General features: G+C 68.3%; 15 protein-coding genes and 1 pseudogene. 7 read left to right on the top strand and 9 right to left on the bottom strand.

Annotated elements, in window-relative coordinates; genetic code table 11:
- Positions 1-13: 13 nt before the first annotated feature.
- Positions 14-550: a DUF6790 family protein gene (locus tag ACWFRJ_RS31695; protein WP_453538538.1), complete on the top strand. Its 537-nt coding sequence runs from the start codon at positions 14-16 to the stop codon at positions 548-550.
- A gap of 231 nt (positions 551-781) precedes the next feature.
- Here ACWFRJ_RS31695 and ACWFRJ_RS31700 read toward each other — a convergent pair whose 3' ends face one another.
- From ACWFRJ_RS31700 to ACWFRJ_RS31710, 3 genes are read right to left on the bottom strand one after another with little or no spacing between them, the layout of a single operon-like run.
- On the bottom strand, positions 782-1,606 hold the full coding sequence (locus tag ACWFRJ_RS31700) for an ABC transporter ATP-binding protein (RefSeq protein ID WP_453538540.1): 825 nt from the start codon (positions 1,604-1,606) through the stop codon (positions 782-784).
- The gene (locus tag ACWFRJ_RS31705; protein WP_453538543.1) at positions 1,593-2,660 is read right to left on the bottom strand and encodes a taurine ABC transporter substrate-binding protein; all 1,068 of its coding nucleotides are present in this window, start codon (positions 2,658-2,660) and stop codon (positions 1,593-1,595) included. The genes ACWFRJ_RS31700 and ACWFRJ_RS31705 overlap by 14 nt, the downstream gene beginning before the upstream one ends.
- A gap of 48 nt (positions 2,661-2,708) precedes the next feature.
- The gene (locus tag ACWFRJ_RS31710; protein ID WP_453538546.1) at positions 2,709-3,605 is read right to left on the bottom strand and encodes an ABC transporter permease; all 897 of its coding nucleotides are present in this window, start codon (positions 3,603-3,605) and stop codon (positions 2,709-2,711) included.
- 470 nt (positions 3,606-4,075) lie between these two features.
- Between ACWFRJ_RS31710 and ACWFRJ_RS31715 the strand changes: the two genes are divergently transcribed.
- Positions 4,076-4,993: an LLM class F420-dependent oxidoreductase gene (locus tag ACWFRJ_RS31715; protein WP_453538549.1), complete on the top strand. Its 918-nt coding sequence runs from the start codon at positions 4,076-4,078 to the stop codon at positions 4,991-4,993.
- Between the two features lie 292 nt (positions 4,994-5,285).
- Here the strand turns inward: ACWFRJ_RS31715 and ACWFRJ_RS31720 are convergent, their stop codons facing one another.
- Together ACWFRJ_RS31720 and ACWFRJ_RS31725 are read right to left on the bottom strand one after the other, a co-directional pair.
- Positions 5,286-6,194 carry a bile acid:sodium symporter family protein gene (locus ACWFRJ_RS31720; RefSeq protein ID WP_453538552.1) on the bottom strand — a complete coding sequence of 303 codons (909 nt, stop codon included), beginning with the start codon at positions 6,192-6,194 and terminating at the stop codon, positions 5,286-5,288.
- 543 nt (positions 6,195-6,737) lie between these two features.
- Positions 6,738-7,295 (bottom strand): hypothetical protein, encoded by a 558-nt coding sequence (locus tag ACWFRJ_RS31725; protein ID WP_453538555.1) that lies wholly within the window; start codon positions 7,293-7,295, stop codon positions 6,738-6,740.
- A 29-nt stretch (positions 7,296-7,324) separates the two neighbouring features.
- Here ACWFRJ_RS31725 and ACWFRJ_RS31730 point away from each other — a divergent pair, with 29 nt between their 5' ends.
- Entirely contained in the window at positions 7,325-7,549 is a 225-nt protein-coding gene (locus tag ACWFRJ_RS31730) for a hypothetical protein (protein ID WP_453538558.1), read from the top strand.
- Between the two features lie 61 nt (positions 7,550-7,610).
- Positions 7,611-8,111: a GrpB family protein gene (locus tag ACWFRJ_RS31735; RefSeq protein WP_453538560.1), complete on the top strand. Its 501-nt coding sequence runs from the start codon at positions 7,611-7,613 to the stop codon at positions 8,109-8,111.
- A 401-nt stretch (positions 8,112-8,512) separates the two neighbouring features.
- On the opposite strand, the gene ACWFRJ_RS31740 is transcribed toward ACWFRJ_RS31735, so the two are convergent.
- The gene (locus ACWFRJ_RS31740; protein WP_453538563.1) at positions 8,513-9,373 is read right to left on the bottom strand and encodes a ketopantoate reductase family protein; all 861 of its coding nucleotides are present in this window, start codon (positions 9,371-9,373) and stop codon (positions 8,513-8,515) included.
- An 82-nt stretch (positions 9,374-9,455) separates the two neighbouring features.
- Between ACWFRJ_RS31740 and ACWFRJ_RS31745 the strand changes: the two genes are divergently transcribed.
- Complete coding sequence (locus tag ACWFRJ_RS31745; protein ID WP_453538566.1) at positions 9,456-10,085, top strand: TetR/AcrR family transcriptional regulator; 630 nt, start codon at positions 9,456-9,458, stop codon at positions 10,083-10,085.
- Between the two features lie 315 nt (positions 10,086-10,400).
- Here ACWFRJ_RS31745 and ACWFRJ_RS31750 read toward each other — a convergent pair whose 3' ends face one another.
- From ACWFRJ_RS31750 to ACWFRJ_RS31760, 3 genes are all read right to left on the bottom strand, one after another.
- Positions 10,401-10,574 carry a hypothetical protein gene (locus ACWFRJ_RS31750; RefSeq protein WP_453538569.1) on the bottom strand — a complete coding sequence of 58 codons (174 nt, stop codon included), beginning with the start codon at positions 10,572-10,574 and terminating at the stop codon, positions 10,401-10,403.
- A 216-nt stretch (positions 10,575-10,790) separates the two neighbouring features.
- Complete coding sequence (locus ACWFRJ_RS31755) at positions 10,791-12,923, bottom strand: PQQ-dependent sugar dehydrogenase (protein ID WP_453538572.1); 2,133 nt, start codon at positions 12,921-12,923, stop codon at positions 10,791-10,793.
- A 145-nt stretch (positions 12,924-13,068) separates the two neighbouring features.
- Positions 13,069-14,013, bottom strand: coding sequence for a LamG-like jellyroll fold domain-containing protein (locus ACWFRJ_RS31760; RefSeq protein ID WP_453538575.1), 945 nt, complete (start codon positions 14,011-14,013; stop codon positions 13,069-13,071).
- Positions 14,014-14,474: 461 nt separating this feature from the next.
- Between ACWFRJ_RS31760 and ACWFRJ_RS31765 the strand changes: the two genes are divergently transcribed.
- Both ACWFRJ_RS31765 and ACWFRJ_RS31770 read left to right on the top strand, forming a co-directional pair.
- On the top strand, positions 14,475-15,170 hold the full coding sequence (locus ACWFRJ_RS31765) for an integrase core domain-containing protein (RefSeq protein ID WP_453538578.1): 696 nt from the start codon (positions 14,475-14,477) through the stop codon (positions 15,168-15,170).
- 26 nt (positions 15,171-15,196) lie between these two features.
- Positions 15,197-15,378: pseudogene (locus tag ACWFRJ_RS31770) on the top strand (hypothetical protein); the annotation flags it as partial.

Genomic DNA, 15,378 nt, shown 5'->3' on the forward strand with positions numbered 1-15,378 from the left:
CAACACTCGATGCATGGACACTCTCCCGTACGCGGTTCAGACCACGTTCCCGCTCCTCTTCATGCTGGTGCCCGCCCTCGGGGCGCTGCTGAGCTGCCGCCGCAACCCCGACAGGCCCGCGGCGGAGATCTGGCAGCGCTGGTGGTCCGTCGGCGCCCTCGGCATCGGAAGCCTGTGGATCACGCTCGCGTTCCTGGCGTTCCCGGACGGCATGGCCGACACCATCGGCTTCGCCCACTCGCCGTTCCAGTTCGAGATCGCCTTCGCCAACCTCGGCTTCGCCCTGCTGGGCTTCCGCGGCGCGTCCGCGTCACCCCGCGAACGCCTCACGAGCGGGCTCGCGGCCGCCGCGTTCCTGTGGGGAGCGACGATCGGCCACGTCTACCAGTGGTTCGCCCACGGCGACCACGCCGCCGGGAACACGGGCGGCATCCTGGCCAACGACATCCTCATTCCCGCCGTGATGATCGCCCTGGCGGCACGGGACCTCCGCCGTGCGCGATCCGGCGACAGTCGCGCCATCGATCCGGCCGCCTCGCCTGTGCGGTGACCTCCGCCACGTAAGCGGCGACGGCCCGCACTCGTCGCCAACTGGGCTCCGCTGCAAGGCACTTCGAGCCTCGCGTCGATGCCGTACCGCCCGCCCAAACCCTGCCGACCCACTGAGGCACACACCCTTCCTCCGTGTTTCAGCGCGGGCTGCGGCCTGTGCCTTGGCGCCAGAAGTAGAGCACCGCTGAGGCCCCACCCCGCAGAAACCACCCGACGGATCCGCCCCGAGTCAGGCCGCCGCCGCGGCCTTGACCTCGTGGGCGACCTGGTTGCGCAGGTCGGTGAACTCATCGGACCCGCGCAGCTCGTCGGCGTCGACAGCGCCCCTCGGCAGGGTGATCGGCAGATCCAGGGCCACGGTCCCGGGGCTTTTGGTCAGTACCACGATGCGGGAGCCGAGGAACACCGCCTCGTCCGCGGAGTGCGTGACGAACACCGTGGTCCGTCCGGTCTGGGCGGTCACCTGCCGTACGTCCTCCTGAAGCCGCTCACGGGTCAGCGCATCCAGCGCGGCGAACGGTTCGTCGAGCAGGAACAGTGGATTCTCGGCGGCGAGGGCGCGGGCGATGGCGACACGTTGCTGCTGACCGCCGGATATCTCCCAGATACGCCGCTTCCCCACTCCTTCGAGACCGACACGCGCCAGCAACTCCGCCCGCCTGTCCGGCCATTGGGCACGGTCGACGCCCGCGTACCGCAGTGCCAGATCGATGTTGCCCTGCACCGTCCGCCACGGAAACAGGCGCGGCGACTGGAACACCACCCCGGCCGTCTCGCCCGGCCGCGGTGCGGCGCCGGAGACGCGCACCGAGCCGTGGGTGGGCTGCTCGAACCCGGCGATCAGCCGCAGCAGTGTGCTCTTGCCGCAGCCGGACGCGCCGACGAGCACCAGGAACTCGCCCGCGGGGACGGTCAGGTCGACCGGACCCACGGCGGTGACGGTCTCGCCGCCCCGGCCGTACTGGTGGGCGACGCGGTCGAGACGTACCGATCCGGCACGCTCGACTGCATCCTCTGGCTCAACTGCCTTGCTGAAGGTGTCACTTGAGGACATCGGGCAGTCCCTTCAGATAGAAGGCCTTGCGGACGGCGTCCGCGGACGGCGGGGCGCCGATCTGCTTCTGGTCGGCCAGGAACCGAGCGGTGTCGGTGACGTAGGTCAGCAGCTTGCCCGGGCTGCCCTCGGTGCCCAGCCAGTCGGCGGAGGCGACCTCGTCCGGAGTGAGGAACACCCCCTGCGCGAGCTGGGCCTTGGCGTCCGCCGCGCTGATGCTGAGCTCGGCGGCGATGGCCTTGACCGAGCCATCGGGGTCGGATTTGAGCAACCTCAAGGCCTGGGCCTCCACCTTCCGCCAGGTGTCGATCGCCTTGGGGTCCCTGGCGATCAGCTCGTCGGACACGACGGCCAGGTCCAGCGTCGGCTTGCCCGCCACGCCGACCTTCTTGCTGCTGGTCAGTTCGGTGCCGGTCTTGCGCAGCTCGTCCAGCGTCGGCAGCCAGACGTAGGCAGCGTCGATGTCCCCGCGCTGCCAGGCGGCGATGATCGCCTGCGGCTGGAGGTCGACCAGCTTGACGTCGGACGCCTTGAGACCGGCCGTCTCCAGTGCCGCCAGCAGGCTGTAGTGCGAAGTCGAGGCGAAGGGGGTGGCGATCGTCTTTCCCTTGAGGCCGGCGACGTCGGATATCCCAGCGTCCTTGCGGGCCACCAGGGCCTCGTTCTCGCCCGCGACATCAAGAATGAAAGCGACCTTGTACGGGATCGGCGCGCTGCCGGAGATCCCGCGGGCGAACGGGCTGGAACCCAGCGCAGCGATGTCGAGGGACTTGCCCAGGAAGGCCTGGTTGACGCTGGCTCCGGAGTCGAACTTGATCCAGGTGATCTTGTAGTCCGGCAGCGCCTTCTCCAGCAGCTTCTTGTTCTTCACGAGCAAGTCGCCGCTGGGAAAGGCGAAGTAGCCGATGCGCAGCCGCTTGGACCCGCCGGACGACGACGCCTCGCTGTCCGAGGAGCAGCCGGTGGCAGCCGCGGACACCGCGGCCAGGGCGCCGGCGAGCAACAGGCGTCGGGAGGGATGTCGCGAAGGGCCTTCAGGAGTGGAGCGGGACATGGCGGGGCCGTTTCTTTTCAGGAAGCAGATTTTCAGGAAGGGAGGGACCTAGACGTGCCCGCGCCAGGGCACGACAGCGCGCTCAAGACGGAGCAGCAGACCATCGATGACGAGTCCGGAGACCCCGATGGCAATGATGCCGACGAGCACCACCGGGGTGTTGTTGTAGTTGGCTGCGTCCTTGACCATGCCGCCGATTCCGGGTAGCCCGTTGACCAACTCGGCGGCGACGAGGGAGGAGTAGGCCACGCCCACGGCCAGCCGGATACCGGTCAGCGCCTGAGGCAGGGCGGATGGCACGACGACGTCCTTGACGACGTCCCAGCGGGAACCGCCCAGGGCACGAGCCGCCTCGATCAGGCTCTGCGACACGGCGGTCACCGCGGTCGTCGTGGACACCGCCACCGGCGGAAAGGCGGCGACGGCCAGCAGAGTGATTTTGGGTTCCTCATTGATGCCCAGCCAGATGATGAGCAGCGAGAAGTACGCCAGCGGAGGCAGCGTCCGCAGGAAGGTGATCCAGGGCTCGAACAGCGACCGGACCCAGCCGACGGTGCCCATGACGAGACCGAAGATCACCCCGAGGGCGATACCGGCACCCGCCCCGAGCGCGATGCGTCGCAGGCTGATGCCCAGATGCTCGATGAGTGTGGTGCCGTTGTAGCCGCGTACTCCGTCGTGCGTCGTGGACACCTCGATGAACGCGCTCCACACCTTGGCCGGGGGCGGTACCAGCGTCTCGCTCCACGTTCCGCTCGCCGCAAGGAGTTGCCACAGGAGAAGGAACAGGAGAAGTGAGCCGAGCGGCAGAGCGATGTTGCGCACGCGCGTCGCGCCGCGGAGACGTCGCCGCACCGGCGCTACGTCGGGCAGAGGGGTGAGGTCGGCCTGGGGTGGAGAGGCCTCGGGTGGAGAGGCCTGAGGCGGAGAGGGGATCGTGGACATGGGGACGGGGCCTCCATGGGCGCCGAAAGATGATCAGTTGCGGCCGGGTGGGCCAGGCAACTCGGAGAGCGCACCGAGGTGCGGAAGTCAGGGCGCCGCCGGGAACATCACCGGGCGGCGGGACGCGTCAGAAACGCTGGATCAACAACACGAACAACACGAAACGGGGCATCGGCACAGGTCGATGACCAGGCGTCGCACCAGCAGTTCGTGAATCATGGGGCCCATTTCTACAGCAGCCACGGCTCTTCGCCAAAGGCGTCCCGCCTCTTGGACCACGTACCGCTGCCGGTGCGGCCGCTCCGCGTTCAACGAGCCCCTGCCCCTACGCAGCGCGACCGGCCAGGCGGCGGACCGGCTGAACCCCGGGCACAACCCCGGGCACAGCAGCCGCAGCCGTAACGAAGCCGCCATGAGCTTGTCACATACGAGTCGGAATGACGGGCGCTCCGCTGACGGTTGCCGTGGGTATGACCATCGGCATAGCGCTTTCACTTCAGGACCGAGTCGACAGTACGGTGCAACTCGCGCGGGAGGCCCACGAGTCCGGATTACGCTCCGCGTGGTTCGGCCAGACCTTCTCGTACGACTCCCCCACGCTCGCCGCGATCGTCGGCCGCGAGGTGCCGGGACTGCACGTCGGCACCTCGGCGATCCCGGTCTTCGGCCGTCACCCCCTCCTTGTCTCCAGCCAGGCCCAGACGGCACAGGCCGCGACCGGCGGCCGCTACCATCTGGGCCTCGCGCTCGGCACGAAGAAGCTGACCGAAGCGGCCTTCGGCATCCCCTACGAGCGCCCCATCGGCCGACTCCGCGAATTCCTCACCGCCTTGCGCCCACTCCTCGAGACCGGCAGTTCCGACTTCCACGGCGAACTGCTCACCGCCACCACACCCCTGCCGGCGCAGGTACCCGGCGCCGAGCCGCGGGTGCCGCTCCTGGTGGCGGCGATGGGCCCGCAGGCACTGCGCGTCTCGGGTGAACTCGCGGACGGCATCCTGCCGTTGCTGGCCGGTCCGCGCGCGCTCGCCGAGCACATCGTCCCGGCCGTCACCGCCGCGGCCGAGGCGGCTGGTCGTCCCGCTCCCCGGATCGTAGCCTTCGTGCCCGGCGTCGTCACCGCAGACGCCGAGAGGGTACGGGAGAGCGCGACCGAGGCTCTCGCGTTCTATGAGCAGTTCCCCTCCTACCAGCGTGTCATCGGGCTCTCCGGCGCCACCCGGGCCGCCGACCTGGCCGTCATCGGCGACGAGGAGACTGTCGCCGCCGAGGTCCGCCGGTATCGAGAAGCCGGTGCGACCGAGGTGGTGTTCACGGCGACGGACCTCAGCGGCGACGCGGACCGGCGCCGTACATGGAAGCTGCTCGGGGAACTGGCGAACGCCTGAGATCACGGGCCGCCACGTACCTCGTGTCAGCGCAACAGGTCCCGTACGGCCTCGAAGGCGGCCGTGACCGGGTCCGCTCCGGGGCGGGCCAGCGCGCTCACGGGGCACCCAAGCCCTCCTCCGCCTCACCCACCGCCGAGCCGACGTCTTCTTCGCCATGCTCCGCACCGGCACCTTTTACCAACCACCAACCACCAACCCCACACACCCCTTGGCCAAAGTCATAGGGGCACCCCTCCGTGGTCACCCCTGTGTGGCCGTGAGTCACGATGTCGTACCGGGCCCGAACGCCTTAGGCGGACGCCGGAGGTGCTCCCGCGCTGACGGCCGCAGTCCCGGCCGGGGCGATGCGGCGCAGCAGGAAGCCGGCGGTCAGAGCCATGACGAACATCGCCACCGCGTACACCGCCGAGGGGATGGCCATCCGGGTGCTGTCAAGGAGCGAGGGGCTGAGGGCGATCGCCATCGACAGCGTGGTGTTGTGCATGCCGATCTCGAAGCAGGTGGCAACGGACTGCCGGTGGTCGCCACGGGCCAGCCGGGTCGCGCCGTAGCCGATGGTGAGGGAGATCGCGCCGAAAAGGAAGACGACGAGGCCGACGTCGGCGAGATAGCCGAGCACGTTCGCCCGCTCGGCCACAAGCGCGGCGATGATGATGCCGACGAGTGTGGCAACCGCCGTCACCTTGACCATCCGCGTGGAGCGCTCCGCGAAGTCCGGACGGCGGTGTCGGACCAGCATCCCCGCCGCGACCGGCACCAGCACGACGAGGAAGACCTGCAGGGTCTTGTCGAAGCGCAGTCCCAGCGCCTCGTCCGTGCCAGTCATGAAGTGGTCGAGGGAGAGGTTCACGACGACCGGCAGCGTGACGACGGCGATGACCGAATTGATGGCGGTCAGCGTGACGTTGAGAGCAACGTCGCCGCCGAAGAGATGGCTGAAGATATTGGCCATCGTGCCGCCGGGAGAGGCCGCGAGCAGCATCATGCCGACGGCCAGCACGGGAGCAAGGTCGAAGGCCAGGACCAGGCCCAGACATACGGCGGGCAGCAGCACCAGCTGGCAGACGAGCGCGACGGCCACAGGCCGCGGATACGCCGCGATCCTGCGGAAGTCGGCCATGGACAGGCCGAGTCCGAGACCGAACATGATCACGGCGAGGACGGCAGGCAGCAGATAGGCGGTCAGCGGCGAGTCCACGCAAACAGACTCCGGGAGGCCGCTCGAAAAGTCCACGACCATGCGGAACAGCTCACAGATTGGTGGCCGCGGCAGCGAGGCGACAGGGCCCCGCGCCCGAAAGCCGGCGCCCGAAGTACCCGACAGGATGACAGGATCTCAATGAGCTCAGGCACTCCCCTTCGCCCGCCTGGGCGGCGCAGTTCCAGGCGCACTGCAACAGGCAGCACCTCAGCGCACCGCTCCCGGACCGCTCCCCGCGCACAGACCACCCGGCTGAAGGTACGCCGGAAGGACCACCCCGGCGGGGATCCTCCACGAATTCCGACATGCTGCCTGAACTGCACGGATGAGGTTCTGGCAGGCGCAGGGTCCTGGCGTGGCCCTGGTACCCGTCACGTATTTCCAGGTATGCAGCATTTCCCGCCGCACGCAGGCCGTGGGAGTGACCTTCAGCTCCCGTCTGCAGTCGGTGAGCGTCCGGTGGGCTGGGATCCGAGACACCACGTCCTACGGACTCCGCCCCGGCCTCCGCACTTACTTGACAAGCCCTACGGGAGGTCGTTAACCCGCGTGCGGGGGCCTGGCCTGCTGTCCGTTGGGGATGAATGCGACCACGTAGTCCTCGAACCCTTCATGCAGGCCCCATTCCTCGCGGGCCATGGCGGCTTCGTGTCTGACTCGGGAGTCTTGGCGACCCCTGGCGTAGACGTGCACGGTGTAGATCGCGGCCGGGTCGAGCTGTAAGGCCGGGGCATATCCCTGTGCGCCTGGAAGCCAGCCCGCGGCTGGTACGGCAGGGCCTGTGGTGGGCCCGGACATGCTCATCCGCCCGCTGGAAATCGGCGCGTAGGGCCATGTCCCCAGTAACTGCCATTGCTCCGGCTGTTGGACAGGCTCGACCTCGGTGAGCATGAGGGTTACCCAGGCGTCGTGGGACTGGACGCAGCTGACGACAGTGAGCTGACCGGGGACGATGATCACAGGCTCGTCAGTGCGGAAATCAGGTACCTGGTCATGCCCCTCCAACCCGGTCTCGATGTCCTCGTGAATGTAGAAGTGCGAGTACTCGATGCCGACAACGCCACTGACTATGTCCACCTCTGGACCGTACGTCGTCATCACACTGGGGTGAGCTGAGCTTGCCCAAGATGCTTCAGCTCAGTTTCGGTTCTATCCAGCGACAGATACCCCTCGGCCGCAAAGACGGGAGCCACCCCACGTCCGAGCAGCAGATCCCGCGCATCTCCATGTCCGCCGAGGAGATCCAGACAGCCCACCTCATCGGCCCGCCCAAGCTCAACGGCCAGGTCACCGTGCGCGGCTACGACCCCCGGTGGCCTTTGGTCTTCGAGCGGGAAGCCGCACAGACTTGACCCGAGTGCCGATACGGCCAACCTGCACGTCCTGTCAGCGGGCTGCCCCGAGGCCGACCGCATGCTGCTCTTCCGCGACCGGCTGCGCAAGCACAGCGGCGACCGCAAGCTGTACGGCGACACCAAGCGCTTCCTGGCCCAGCAGACCTGGGAGTACGTGCAGAACTACGCCGACGCCAAGTCCCAGGTGGTCGCCGGCATCCTGGAACGGCGACGGCCGAGAACTCCACAGGAGCACGACGCCTACCAGGTGTTCCACCAGCGATCGCTGCTCATCGGCTGGCTCGACGACCGGGCGGGCACTGCCGAAGGGGACGACCCCCTCAACGCTCCCGGGTCGGATCTGATCTCGTGGTTTCAGGTCGAGGCCAGCGCGGTGGCGGGCGACCGGCCGCTCCCCGTACAACCGTTCCTGCGCTGCGCCGAGGACACGACAGCGCGGACCGGGACGGTGCGCCTTACCGCAGTACAGGTCCTCTTGCCGGTTCAAGGGCTCGACGCCTCGTCACGCCCGCCCTATGGCGATCTTGCCGTCCATGCAGACGATCGACTGGTTCGGTGAGCGCGACCCACGATCGCGAACATCAGTGAAGATCCGCATCGACAGCGGCCGCGACCCGTCGATCACCTCGGTCGCACAGCAACTCACCAGCCGTCTGGGCCACTTGGACCAGGACGTTGTTCGTGTGCGGGACTCAGGCGCACGCCGGCACCGACCCGGACAGCGTCTCACCTCACACGGACCTGGTCGCCGGGCTGGCCGTATCCGACTAGTGCCGCATCAACCAACGTTCGCCCTGTAATGCCGCGCTATTTGAAGGACGTGGCCGCAAGGAGAGAGAGCCACGCCAACTCCGAAGGCCGGACGCTCCATTGCTACCGAAACGGTCATGAGGTCAGCGGTTGCCGTCCGTGGAGTCGGCGGAGCTGGGTTCGAGGACTGTTTTCGCCGTCCTGGGTCGCTTAGCGGGCTCCCGCAGGAGCACGGAGCTGTTGGGCCAGCCGCTCGAGTTCGGCCGCCGTAGCAGGCGAGGGGTCGTTGAGTCCGCTGTGCACGGCCGTCGGGCTCTTCAGGAAGCGCCGGAGCACGGCCACGAGGAGCCCTTGCGGCAGAGCCCGCAACGCGGCGAACGCGCGAGGTACCGGCGGCGCCTCCATCGCGGCGAGGTTCTGCCGCATGAGGTGGAGCATGCCGCGGACCGCGTCCGGGTCGTCGGCCAGCACTGCCGGGCCGCCCGCCACGTGTGCCGCCTGCCCGAGCGGGACCTCGAACGCGGCGTGCGTCCTGAGCCAGGCATCCATCTGCGGCTCGGCCTTGGCGTTGATCCCGGCTGTACGGAACGTCTCCACGATCCGTTCCAGTCGCGGGGTGGTACGGCCGTCGGGTTCGCCGATCGGCATCGCGACCCGGCGGGTGATGAAATTGCTCTTGCGGTAGCGGACCACGGCGCCGTCCATCGTGCCGCCAGTCGCGGGGAAGCCGAGCAGCACCCGCTCGTGGCCGATCACCGCACCCAGCGTCTCCGGGCCGGCTGCCCAGTTGAGCAGGAACAGCACGTCACCTTGGACACCGGCGAGTGATTCCAGCACCGCATCCACCTGGTGGGTGCGGACGAAGACGGTGATCAGGTCGTACCCGCCGTCCGGGTGCTCGACCACCGGCACCGGCACCCGCTTAACAGCCGGGCCGTCTTCCTCAGCGAGCTGCACTCCGTGCCGGCGCAGAGCGGTCAGGCGCTCGCCCCGGGCGAGGAGCGAGACGTCGTGGCCGGCCTCATGCATGCAGGCGGCGAACAGGCTGCCGCAAACCCCGGCGCCGTACACGAGCAGCTTCGTGACAACCCTCTTTCACACGTTCGTTTGAATCATACGTTCGTTTCATTCAAACATATGTAGAGTCCCACGTGTGGCGACCCCAGACACCCGCATCCAGATCCTCGACGCGGCCGAGCACCTCTTCGCCGAGCACGGATACCGCGGCACCTCGGTCCGCGCGATCACCAAACTCGCCGGAGCGAACCTGGCCGCCGTCGGTTACCACTTCGGCTCGAAGGCGGAGCTGATGGCCGCAGTCGCCCGCCGCGCGGTCGAGCCCATCACCGCCGCCCAGTGCGCCGGGCTCGACAAATTGCTCGCCCGGACCCCCGACCCACCGGTCAGCGAACTGGTGGAGGCATTCGCCGGGCCGCTGTTCGACGAGATGCCGTCCGGCGACGAGGGCGGCGCCCGGACGTCCCGGCTGATCGTGACGATCCTCAGCGACCCGGCCGAGGAGGCACGCAGCTGGACCGGCACGGCCGAGGACTCGGTCCGTGAGCGCTACTTCGCAGCCTTCGCGCGGGTACTGCCCGGCCTTTCCCCGGAGGAGCTGTGGTTCCGGATCCGGGGGATCTTCGCCGTGACGGCCGTCGACCGCCTCCAAGTCCACCAGCAGCCCTCCCCTGGCTGCCTGTCCCCGGTAGCGGGCGAGTCGGCCCGGCGATGGGCCATCACGTTCCTGACGGCAGCGATGAGTGCGCCACCGATCCGGCCCTGACGACCCAAGACAGACGCCGGCGGCGCGGGTCAGACGGCGTTCGCCCAGTGGACGAACGCCGCTCCCAGACTCCCGCTCACAGGGAGCACAGGGAGCGGCTCGCCGCCCCCTTGACCCCCAGCGTGCGCAATGTTGGCTCGGAGTTCCGAAGCTCCGTTGACGCCCGTACGACACCGTATGCAGAAGTACGGCGCCGCTGGGCCCCTCCCGCACGCGCTAGTCCTGCGCCTGGTCCGCGAGAACCCCTCCTGGGGCTACCGCAGAGTGGCCCGGCTGACGGTGGGGCGCCCTGAACACCCCGGATTGCGCCTGGTATCACGGGTTCTTACACGCACCCCCTATCGAGGGGCGGTCCTGCGCGCGGGCCCACACGATCGCCGCATAGACCAGGCCGCCCATCAGCACCAGCGTGATCAGGATCAGCAGTTTCAACACGTACGCGGAAAGATTCGTGCGTACCGCCCGTGCGGAGTGCACTTCGCGCCCCACTCGACGACCTGAACATCCTCCCCTGCCCCCCACCCACCCACCCACCGAATCCGACGCTGCAAGATCCTCGGCGAACTCCTCAACGAGTACCGCCCAGCGATCTGACGCAACATCAGCCTCACACAGGAAAGGAGCAGGTCAACACCTATACGGGGGTTATGGAACCGGCCGGCGCGGGAGACCCAGTCGGCCGCGGACTGCCACCACACATGGCTGCTACGACTTTCCGGAGACCTTCAGCCCACGGATCCTGCCGGCGTTGTCGAACGAACCGAAGCCGATCCGCCCGTCGCCGGGCCGCGTGCTCACCGCTGTCATCAAGGGGTACGACGAGCCGTCCAGGTACACGGCCGTCTCCCCGGTGTCCCCGCAGCGCACCACCCTGACCTGGTGCCAGGCCGCGTCGCTGATCGCGGGCGGGGCGCCAGTGGTGCCGTCCCACTGGTCCTCCACCCGCAGCCGGTCGGCGTCGTCCACCGTGAAGACGCCGTTGTGCGGATAGATGGAGTTGTCCTGTGAGAGATGCGCGTAGCCGAACCTGGTGTCCGACTCATGGCCGAAGATGACGATCACATCCCGGTTGTCGATGTCGGTCGGCGTATCGATGCGGACTTCGGCATCGATACGGACATTGCGGTACGTGGGGCCAGTGGTGAGCACTGCGTACTCGTAGGGGCGGCGAGGTCCGGGCCGCTCGACGCCCGGCTCGGTCATCACCGCCTGGCCGCCCTTGAACTGCCACTTGGACGGGGTGACGGGCGCCCAGTTCTTCGCGCCCATCACGCCGGTGAGGGTGGTCCCGTCGGTGTCGCAGCTCGCGAACGTGCGCGTCCCTGTCACCTTCCAGATCTTGCCGTTGGCCTTGGAGAGGATGTACAGCTCGCCCTCCGCGTCCTGCCCGAACCGCAGGTCGACACGTTTGTCACCGGCGAGTTCCTGCATGGAGACGCGCTTGCCGGACTTCGCGTCATAGACCATGAGGCTGTACATCTGCGCCAGGCGCTGTTCGGCGCCCGGCTTCGCGCGGCGCATGTCGGCGGCATCCGTGTAGAGGAGACGGCCGTCGACGATGTCACCGAGAACGTACTTGCCCCGCAGTCCGTGCAGATCGTGGCCGCGGTAGACGTAGCCGCCGGAGATGCCGCGACCCACGTCGGACTTGCAGTTCCAGTTGGCCGGCGGATCGTGGTCGTAGGCGGCGACCGGATAGGTGTAGCCGTACTTCGCGTCATCGGCGGGTAGCGGAAGGATCTTGGCACATGGGTCGGTGGCCTTCTTGTCGAAGACGAAGGCGCCCTCGCGTTCGCTCCAGCCGTAGTTGTCGCCGGCCTGCACTTCGTAGACGGACTCGATGGCGTGCTCGCCGACGTGGGAGAGGAACATGCGGTGGCTGCCGCGCGTGTCCCAGCTGAAGCGATGCGGGTCGCGCATGCCGATCGCGTAGGTCTCCCCGAGGGTGCCGGGCTCGCTGACGAACGGGTTGGCGGGCGGGATGCCGTACTTGCCGTTCGCGCTGTTGTGGCCGCGCGGGTCGATGCGTAGGAGCTTGCCGTGCGGGAGGGCCCGGTTTTGCGGGTCGCCGGTGGTGGAGCCCTTGCCGCCGTCACCGACCGCGATGTAGAGCAGTCCGTGGTCCGCGTCGCCGGGCTTGGCAGTCGGGTTGAAGTCGATCTGCTGGATGCCGTGGACCTGGCCATTGAAGCCGATGCGGAGCAGCTCTCGGTGGGTGCCGGAGAAGGTGGAGGCGCTCGGGTCGTCGGCCGTCCACTCGGTGACGATGCCGTGGAACCCGTTTCCGCTGGGCTGATTGAAGTCCGGCTTGGCTTCGGTCAGTTCGGGCTTCTCGGTGTGGACCGTGTAGAAGCGGCCGTTGTGCCGGAAATCCGGGTCGAAGGTGACGTAGCCGAAGCCGGTGCCCAGGCCCCGGCTGGCGTAGTAGGCGGCGGAGAACTCCTTGTACAGGTCCAGGTAGGGGTGCTGCCCGGAGCCGTCCTTCTTGAGGGAGTACAGGGTGCCGTTCTGGTCCGCGACGGCCAGGCGGCCGGACCCGCCCGGGAACGGGGTCAGGTAGTTGATCCGGTTGTGCCGGATGAGACGGCTGTCCTCGACCGGGCCCGGACGCGGCTCGGACTTCGGGAGCTGGGCGAACTCCTGGACCTTGAGACCGAGACCGGAGGTGACCGGCTTGCCGGGGATGGGGTCGGTGACAGCGCCCGCCGCGGCATCGGCGGGCGCTTCGACCGCGCCCGCCGGTGCCGTGGTGAGCACTGCGGCGAGCAGGGCGCCGGTGAGGAATTGGACCAGGAGGGATCTCTTACGGGGCCGGACGTGCGGGGCCGACGGGGACAAGGGGGCTCCCTTCGTGTGGCGTGCCCAGGAGGTGCGTTCGGGCGGCGTGCACAGGACACGTGTTCAGGACGTGTGCTCTGGACGCGTGCTCTGGACATGGGTCCCTCAGACATGTGGGTCCGGGAAGCACGTCCAGCACGTGAACTCAGGACGCGGGTTGCCCACCGGTGCGGCGGTACTCGGCCCTCACCTGACCCGGGGTGGCGGCCCGGTCAAGGAACAGCAGGTCGTCCATGCGGCAGTTGCAGGGGTTGGCTTCGCGGGTGTTCTGCGGGAAACTCCCGCCGATTTTGATGCCTCGCGGGTCGGTCGGTGAGGCGAAGTCGGGCTCCGGCTCTCCGGCAAGAGCCCACGGATCGCCGTCGCGTACGTAACTGCCCGCAAGCGCACGGCCGTTGCGGTACAGCGCCATCTCACCCGTGTCGAAGTCGAACGTCGCGGCCAGGTGGACCCACTTGCCGTCCGGCAGATGGGTACGCCAGTCCCCGTCCGCGGCGAAGGTCTGGGACACGGAGCCGTCCAGGCGGCGTCCGAGCGCGACGAGGCGCAACTCACCGCTCACATCGATCACTTCTAGGAGAGCCCGCACGTCGTGCCCGTTCGAGTCCCCGGTCAGGACACCCGCGAGACCGATGGCGTTGTAGAGGTCGGAGGGGTCGGCCGAACCTGAATTCGGGCTCGGGTTCTGCCCGGTGGTACGGAACCAGCCCATCACAGTGGCCTGGCGGGCTCCGTTGAACGCGTGCAGCGAGGCCGCGCCGTCCGAGTCGTACACGCCCGCCTTCCAGTCGTCGTTCCCCGCCGCGTCCGGACTCACCTGCCGGGTCCGCAGGACGTGCCCACGCCGAGGATCGGCGTCGTCGCGCACGCGCATCGCGGCGCCGCCGTTGACGAGCGACAGGCTGGTGCCGGACCGCCCCACGTCGCGTTCGCGCCCGGCATCCAGGGGGTCCGGATGCTCGAAGTCGTAGCCCGCGACCAGACTTCCGCGGATGCCTGCCCCAGCTGCTGTGGACCGGCCGTCCGGCACGGACGCACCGCCGGACGGAGTGACGAACGCGGCGGTGAGGAGAGCGGCCGCGGCCGCCATCACGGCAGGCCATGACCTTGACCGTGCAGATCTGCGCCGATACGACGGCATGGCGGTGCCAGGCGTCATGTCCCCTCCAGAGGGCAAGCACTGAAAGCGCTTCCTGTCATGTCTGCTGCAACGTACAAACATCGGGCGGAGGCGACAAGAGCGCGTACGACGATTGCCGTGCCGCTCTCGCGGGGAGCGTGTGGGTGCTGGGGTGGATTGCGTTGCTGGCGCGTGCGGAGGCTTCCAAGAATGCGGAGATACTTGTACTGCGGCACCAGCTTGCGGTGCTCCGCCGTCAGGTCCTCCGACCTGCGGTATCCCCAGTGCGGGTTCTCCGCGGCGATCCGCCGCGCCGGCTCTCGCACGGTGGGCGGGATCGGCGGTCGGCCTGGGCCTCGGCGTTTGTAGGTCCAGCGGCGCTTGACCAGGTCGGCGTGCCAGCGCAGCAGCGTGCCCGGGGGGACGAACAGGTGCCCTGGATCGCTGGTGAACTCGCCGCGCTGGGCTGCCCGGTCGGCGCCTCAACGGTATGGACGATCCTGAAAAGAGCCGGGATCGACCCGGCACCCCGCCGCTCGGGCCCGACCCGGGCGCAGTTCCTGCGCAGCCAGGCTTCGGGGATCCTCGCGGTGGACTTCTCCCGCGTCGACACCGTGATGCTGCGGCGCCTGTACTGCATGGTGGCCATGGAGATTTCCACCCGCCGAGTACACCTCATGGGCGTCACCGCGCATCCGACCGGCAGTTGGGCAGTCCAGCAGGCGCGTGAGCTTGCCATGGCACTGGCCGACCGCGTCGACCGAGTCAGGTTCCTGATCAGGGACAGAGGTGCGAAGTTCACTAACGCCTTCGACGCCGTCTTCGCATCCGAGGCCATCCAGGTCCTGCTCACTCCCATTCGGGCCCCGCGGCCGAACGCGTACATCGAACGCTGGATCGGCGGATGCCCCCGCGAACTCCCCGACCACACCCTGATCACCAACGAACGGCACCTGCGCAACGTACTGGCCGCGTACGAAACGCACTTCAACACCCGTCGCCCACACCGCGCCCTCTGCGGAGCAGCACCGTTGCGGCCACTTCCCGACCCGGTCGACCCGGACGGCAAGGTGATGCGTCGAGATCTACTCGGCGGCGTGATCCACGAATACCAACATGCCGCCTGAACTGCATGGATGGAGTTTTCGGCAGGCGCACCCTCGCCTGGCTCGCCAGCTGCCGCCGGCTGCACCTCCGATGCGAGCGAAAACCAGAACACTTCCTGGCCTTCACTGCCATCGCGGCAACCCTCATCTGCAACCGCAGACTCTCTAATGAAATCTTCCTTAAGCCACGGAGGCGGTGCCTGCCCGGCATTGCTGCCGGGCAGGCACC

The organism is Streptomyces sp. NPDC055239, assembly GCF_053606205.1.